The organism is Desulfovibrio sp. 1188_IL3213, assembly GCF_036763145.1.
Lineage (GTDB): Bacteria > Desulfobacterota > Desulfovibrionia > Desulfovibrionales > Desulfovibrionaceae > Desulfovibrio.
In genome coordinates this window covers 1-5,811 of the sequence record NZ_JBAIYR010000122.1, presented here as the reverse complement: position 1 = coordinate 5,811, position 5,811 = coordinate 1, and the positions used below count along the sequence as shown (strand labels likewise).

Below are 5,811 nucleotides of genomic sequence, written 5' to 3'. Positions count from 1 at the left end.
CTTCCGATCTGGATACCCGGCTGCGGATCGGCGGCGGTGAGAGACCCGGCTTTACAGTTGATCAGGCCCGGCCACATAACCGGTGACAGCCGAGGCGGCGGCCACCAGAGGGCTTGCCAGATAAACTTCGGAACTCAGGCTGCCCATGCGCCCCCTGAAGTTGCGGTTGGTGGTGGCTACGGCCCGCTCGCCGTCGCCCAGAATTCCCATATGGCCCCCCAGGCAAGGCCCGCAGGTGCTTGGCCCCACAATGCATCCCGCTTCCATAAAGACCTCGATCAGTCCTTCGCGGAGGCACTGCTTCCACACCGTGGGCGTGGACGGCAGCACGATGCAGCGCACGTTTTTGTCCACCTTGCGGCCACGCAGTATTTCGGCGGCATCGCGCATGTCGCTGATGCGGCCGTTGGTGCAGGAACCGATAACAACCTGCTGTATGGCCGTATCGCGCACTTCAGAAACAGGTTTCACATTGGACGGCAGATGCGGACAGGCCACCACAGGCTCCTTGTCCGTCACGCTCATGTCCACCACGCGCTCATAGACCGCACCGGGATCGGCAGCCATATTATCCAGCACGCCGGGGCGCTTGTGCTCGGCGCAATAGGTGCGTGTTTTGGCGTCCACGGCAAAAAGCCCCACCTTGCCGCCTGCCTCGATAGCCATGTTCGCCATGCTCAGCCGCCCCTCAACGGAAAGGGCGTCCACCACGGGGCCGCCGAATTCCAGGGCCTTGTACAGTGCGCCATCCACACCGATGGCGCCGATAAGCATGAGCATCAGATCCTTGCCGCGCAGCCAGCGGGGCATGTCGCCACGGATATTGACCCGGATGGTGGGCGGCACTTTAAGCCAGGTTTCACCCAGGGCCATGCCCGCCGCAATGTCCGTGGAACCCATGCCCGTGGCAAACGCGCCGATGCCGCCATAGGTGCAGGTGTGGCTGTCCGCTCCGATAACAAGGTCGCCGGGACCCACCAGCCCCTGTTCCGGCAGCAGGGTATGCTCCACGCCGCAGTCACCGCCCTCATAATAGTGTACAATGCCCTGCTCTTCGGCAAAACGTCGGCTGATGAGCACCTGATTGGCCGAATCAATATCTTTCTGCGGAGTAAAATGGTCCATAACAAGAGCAATCTTGGCGCGGTCAAAAACACTTTTCGCGCCCATGCCGTAAAAGGATTTGATAGCCAGCGGACCGGTAATATCGTTGGCAAGCACCATAGACACGCGGCACTGGACGATCTGGCCGTCCTGTTCCACCACATCGTCCGTATGGGCTTGCAATATTTTTTGCGCAAGCGTCTGAGCCATGATCTGTTCTCCTTTGAAGCTTGAACCACCCGTTGAGGAATGCCCGGCGGGATTCGTTGCTGGATACATTCCCTTTTGGGGCGTGTGCCGGTCCAAAAGGGAATCTGCCATATCCGGGCTTTACAGTCTGGACCGAGGGGTTCCGTTTAACGCCGACGCCATGCCGCCGGTCATCCGTTCAGGAAAAAACGCCTATCCGTCGTGCTGACAATGCAGACGCGGCCCCTCTTCTTCCTTTTTCGAAAGATGGTTCAGGGCGTTGACATAGGCTCGGGCGCTAGCCACAAAAATATCGGGATGCGTCCCGCGCCCCACCGCGCTGTATTCCCCGTCGCGCAGGCGCACGGTTACCTCGCCCAGAGCGTCGGTTCCTCCGGTAATGGCGTTGATGGCGTATTGCTCAAGCTCAGCCTCGCGCCCCACCATGTCGGCAATGACATTGAAGAGCGCATCCACCGGGCCGACGCCAAATCCGGCACCGCTGCTTTCCTTGCCGTCCACGTCCATAATGACGGCGGCCGTGGGCGGCACGCCGCCGGCATCCGAGCTTTGCACGCTTACATGGCGCAGACGGAAACGGTCGGGCGCGCGGTATATCTCTTCCTGCACAAGCGCCATGAGGTCATCGTCATGCAGGCTTTTCTTGCGGTCGGCCAACTGCTTCACAGCCTCGAAAAGCAGGTTGAGCTGCTCATCTTCAAGCTTGTAGCCCATGGCTTCAAACTTGTTGCGCACGGCATTGCGGCCCGAATGCTTGCCGATAACAAGATTGCTCTCGGTGCGGCCCACCGACTGCGGCGTCATTATTTCGTAGGTTTCACGGTTTTTAAGCATGCCGTCCTGATGGATGCCGGACTCGTGCGCAAAGGCGTTGGCCCCCACAATGGCCTTGTTGTTGGGTATGGGCTGGCCGATGGTCATCGAAAGCAGACGGCACGAAGGATAGAGCTGCTCGGTGACGATGTTGTGCTCCAGGCCAAAATAGTCCTGGCGTACCCGCAGGTTCATGACAACCTCTTCCAGCGAGGCATTGCCCGCGCGCTCTCCGATGCCGTTGAGCGTCACCTCCGCCTGACGCACCCCCACCTTGAAGGCCGCCAGCGTGTTCGCCACGGCAAGGCCCAGGTCATTATGGCAGTGGACGCTGAAGATGGCCTTGTCGCTGTTGGGCGTATTGGTGATGACATGCTCTATGCGCGCCGCATATTCGGCGGGCTGGGCATATCCCACGGTGTCCGGCAGGTTCACGGTGGTGGCCCCGGCCTTGATAACGGCCTCCACCACGCGGCAGAGAAATTCCGGTTCGGAGCGGGAAAAATCCTCGCAGGAAAATTCCACGTTGCTCGTGTACATGGCACAGCGCTTCACACCTTCGACGGCCATTCTGAGCACGTCATCGGGGTCTTTGCGCAACTTGTGGCGCATGTGCAGCGGCGAAGTGGAAAGAAAGATATGAATGCGCGGGTTGCGCGCCTGCTTGATGGCTTCCCAGCAGCGGTCGATATCGCTCGCCACGCAACGGGCAAGACCTGCCACCTGTATATCACCGGCCTGTGCGGCAATGCGCTGCACAGACTCGAAATCGCCAGGGCTGGAAGCGGGAAAACCGGCTTCCATAATATCAACGCCGAGCACTTCAAGCTGGTGGGCCAGGCGCAATTTTTCCTGCAAATTCATGGTGGCGCCGGGCGACTGTTCGCCATCGCGCAAGGTGGTGTCGAAAAAATACACACGATTATTCATGAGAAACTCCTCTGGGTATGACAAGTGATGTATCTTGCATAACGGCCACCGGCAGGGCGGCGGGTCCAGGGAGGGAGGCATTCCGCCCATGGGGCGGCGAGCCGTTACGCAACCTTAATCGCTCTGGGGCGATAGGGCGCGTAGTAGCTGACGGTCGCGACGGGGAAGGATCACGAAGGTGTAGATGAGACCACCGGCAATATACACGGCACAGAGCACGAAGCCCATGACGCGGGGAAAAGAAATGACGGTGGCAAGAATGAGCAAAAAGGCAAGCATGGCGCGAACAGGGTGCGCGCGCAAAAAGTCGTATTCCTTAAAGGAAAAATACCGCACCCGGCTCACCATCAATGTACCCACGCCCAAGGCCAGCAAAAGGGCCACATAGGGCGTAACAGGCTGCAAGACTTCAGGGAAAAGAGCGGCAAAAAACACGAAAGTCACAATGGTGCAGCCGCCGGCGGGAATGGGCAGGCCGATAAAAAAGCGCTTGCCAGCAGCCGCGGTGCTGACGTTGAAACGCGCAAGGCGCAAGGCTCCGCAGGCGGCGTAAATAAAGGCCGCGGCAATGCCCACGCGGTTAAAGCTCTGCAACTGCCACTGCCAGAGCAGCATGGCGGGGGCAAGGCCAAAGGCCACAAGGTCGGAAAGCGAGTCATACTGTACGCCGAACTCGCTGGCCGTATTGGTCAGGCGGGCCACCTTGCCGTCAAGCCCGTCCATAACGGCGGAAAGCAGAATAGCCATGCAGGCGGCCTCAAAGCGCCCCTGCCCGGCCCAGACCATAGACAAAAAGCCGAGAAACATGCTCAGCGTCGTGATCATGTTCGGCAGGAGGTATACTCCTTTGCGCGGCTTTTTGGCTTCTGTGGTCATGCTTCACCAATATGGCCCAAGGGGCCGTTATAGCGCTGTAAAAAGCTAGCTCTGCTTTGCGCGGGCCACTACACACTGCCCGGCAAAAACCTGCTGCCCCAACTGCGCAGCCGCAACATATCCTTCAGGCAGGTAAAGGTCAACACGTGAGCCAAAGCGTATCATGCCGTACTTCTGCCCGCGCTCAAGGGTGTCGCCCACATCGGTGCGGCAGACAATGCGTCGGGCCACAAGCCCCGCGATCTGCACCATGCTCCACTGCTTTCCCTCGGCATCACGCAGGCTGTAGGCGCAGCGCTCGTTGTCGGTAGCGGCCTTGTCAAAGGCGGCATTGACAAAAGCGCCGGGAAAATAGCGGATGTCTTCTACTGTTCCGGCCACGGGCGAACGGTTCACATGCACGTTGAAAACGTTCATGAAAATGCTGATGCACAGGCGTTTTTCACCGCTGAAAGGATCGTTTTTTTCTTCAATGCGGATAACTTTTCCATCGGCAGGGCTGATGGCAAGACCTTCGCCCTGGGGCGTCACGCGCTCGGGATCGCGGAAAAAATGCATGCTGAACCAGCACAGGGCCAGAAAAACAAGGGCCAGAGGCCACCAGCCAAGGGCGGCAAAAACAAGGGCCGAAAATCCGGTCAGGCCAATGCAGGGCCAGCCTTCGGGGGTAATGCCGCAATGGGCGGGGCGCATGGCAACTCCTGTACGTAATGCGCGGCAAGGCCGCACGGTTGCGCAATCAATGCAGCAGCATAGACTGATGTGATCCGCATGGCAAGCGGAAGTAAAAAAGCGGGCCGCAGACACACCGTTTTCGGGCCGCAGCATGGCGAAAATCAGGCATTTGGGCGCAAGCAGCTTCCCCGCATGACGGCATGAATGCATGCTGCCCGCCCCTCCCGGTAATTAGGGATGGCAACGACACACCCTCTTGCCGTATGCCGCCGCCGGGACTATACTGTACAGCATGAGCAGCATATTCAACCGTCGCTTTCCGGCCCGGGCCGCCATATGCAGTCTTGTCCTGGCATGCCTGCTGGCCGGGTGCGGTCCCAAAGACATAGGAGCGGGAACCTCCAGCGACGTTTCCGCAACGGCGCAGGGCGTAGCTGCCGAAGACCAGCTGCGTTACCCCATCATGGGGTCCAGTCGGACACAACAACTGCTCTATATGCGAAACAGGCCCGATGTCATGGCCAATACGCAGCAATGGCGGTTGCAGCAGTTCAACCGCGCGCACGGCCTTGACCGCGACCAAAACCCGGAACATCCGGAATACAGGGCTTTTCCCAAACAACGCAGCCCTTTCAAGCAATAACCTATGGACCCTATTACGCATGCCGCCAGCGGCGCAGTTGCCATGCTGGCCGCACCGCACCGCCCCGCCACCCGTTGGGCCGTGCCGCTGGCCGCTCTCGCGGCGGCCTCGCCTGATATAGATGTGCTTTTTTGCCATACTCCCCTGCAATTCCTGCTGCTGCACCGGGGCATTACCCATTCGCTGGCGGCAGCGCCGCTGTTGGGGCTGCTGCTGGCCTTGCTGTCGCGCCCTTTGTGGCGTCCAAGCACGCCGGGATGCTGGAGCTTTACAAAAGTCTGGCTGTTTATGGTTTGCATGGTGTTGCTGCACATCTGGCTGGATGTCATCACCACATACGGAACCATGATCTATCTGCCCTTTTCGCATGAACGGGTGCGCCTGAATGCGGTCTTTATCATAGACCTGCTGCTGACCCTGCCCCTGCTCTGGGCGGTCTGGAGGTGGCGCGCGCGGCGGGGTCTCATGCGGCTGACCCTGGCCTGGGTTATTGTGTATCCGCTTCTGTGCATAGGACTCAACGCCTGGCACACGGCGCAGACGCAGCAGCGGCTGGCAAA

General features: G+C 59.6%; 6 protein-coding genes. 2 read left to right on the top strand and 4 right to left on the bottom strand.

Going from position 1 to position 5,811, the window contains the following annotated elements:
- Positions 1-51: 51 nt before the first annotated feature.
- From V6C16_RS06800 to V6C16_RS06785, 4 genes are all read right to left on the bottom strand, one after another.
- On the bottom strand, positions 52-1,314 hold the full coding sequence (locus V6C16_RS06800; protein ID WP_333542932.1) for a 3-isopropylmalate dehydratase large subunit: 1,263 nt from the start codon (positions 1,312-1,314) through the stop codon (positions 52-54).
- Between the two features lie 192 nt (positions 1,315-1,506).
- Positions 1,507-3,057: a 2-isopropylmalate synthase gene (locus tag V6C16_RS06795; protein ID WP_333534484.1), complete on the bottom strand. Its 1,551-nt coding sequence runs from the start codon at positions 3,055-3,057 to the stop codon at positions 1,507-1,509.
- Positions 3,058-3,171: 114 nt separating this feature from the next.
- Entirely contained in the window at positions 3,172-3,933 is a 762-nt protein-coding gene (gene pssA / locus V6C16_RS06790) for a CDP-diacylglycerol--serine O-phosphatidyltransferase (protein ID WP_333534486.1), read from the bottom strand.
- A 45-nt stretch (positions 3,934-3,978) separates the two neighbouring features.
- Positions 3,979-4,626 (bottom strand): phosphatidylserine decarboxylase family protein, encoded by a 648-nt coding sequence (locus tag V6C16_RS06785; protein ID WP_333534488.1) that lies wholly within the window; start codon positions 4,624-4,626, stop codon positions 3,979-3,981.
- A 274-nt stretch (positions 4,627-4,900) separates the two neighbouring features.
- Between V6C16_RS06785 and V6C16_RS06780 the strand changes: the two genes are divergently transcribed.
- Complete coding sequence (locus V6C16_RS06780) at positions 4,901-5,251, top strand: chemotaxis protein (RefSeq protein WP_333534490.1); 351 nt, start codon at positions 4,901-4,903, stop codon at positions 5,249-5,251.
- A 3-nt stretch (positions 5,252-5,254) separates the two neighbouring features.
- The coding region (locus V6C16_RS06775) for a metal-dependent hydrolase (RefSeq protein ID WP_333542931.1) at positions 5,255-5,811 on the top strand (557 nt) is incomplete at its 3' end.